Genomic DNA, 764 nt, shown 5'->3' with positions numbered 1-764 from the left:
TACCAGACGATGAGCGGCACCTCCATGGCGACGCCGCACGTGGCGGGCGCCGCGGCCCTGCTGGCCGCCGAGCACCCGGACTGGACGGGGCAGCAGCTCAAGGCCGCCCTGATCAGCACCACCGCGAGCACCCAGCGGTTCAGCCCCTTCGAGGCGGGCAGCGGGCGCGTGGACGTCGCCGCCGCCGTGAAGGCCACGCTGGTCGCCTCCGGCGACGCGTACGCGCAGACGCACTACCCGTACACGCCGGGTCAGACGGTCCGCAAGGACGTCACCTACACCAACTCCGGCGCCGCACCGGTCACCGTGGACCTGTCCCTGAGCCCGGGCCAGCTGCCCGAGGGCCTGTTCACGCTGACCGAACCGCGGCTGACCGTGCCCGCCCACGGCACCGCCTCCGTCGGCGTGATCACCCACCTCGACGCGGCCGAGGACAACGGCGCCTACTCCACCCGCCTCGTCGCCACCGGCGCCGACGGCACGGCCCTGGCCCGCACCACGGTCGGGGTGAACAAGGAGGGCCGCCGGGTCAACCTGACGGTCACCGCCAAGGACCGGCGCGGCAAGGCCCTTCCCGGCACGCTCATCCTGAAGGACGTGGAGCGCAACACCGCCCCCAAGGCGTTCGCCGTCGACGCCTCGGGCCGCATCGACCTGCGCCTGTCCCCGAGCACGTACTCCGCGTGGCTGAACGCGGACGTGCCCGGCATCGACGGTACGCACACGCTGGGCTTCGCGATGTTCTCGGCCCCGCAGATCGACCT

At 73.0% G+C, this 764-nt stretch carries 1 protein-coding gene; it reads left to right on the top strand.

Going from position 1 to position 764, the window contains the following annotated elements; genetic code table 11:
- Nucleotides 1-24: 24 nt before the first annotated feature.
- On the top strand, nucleotides 25-764 hold a 740-nt coding region (locus PV350_RS46820; protein WP_500339335.1), incomplete at its 3' end, for a S8 family serine peptidase.

This window comes from Streptomyces sp. PA03-6a (assembly GCF_033792765.1).
Lineage (GTDB): Bacteria > Actinomycetota > Actinomycetes > Streptomycetales > Streptomycetaceae > Actinacidiphila.
The sequence above is the reverse complement of the archived record's forward strand: the minus strand, read 5'-3'. Positions and strand labels throughout refer to the sequence as shown.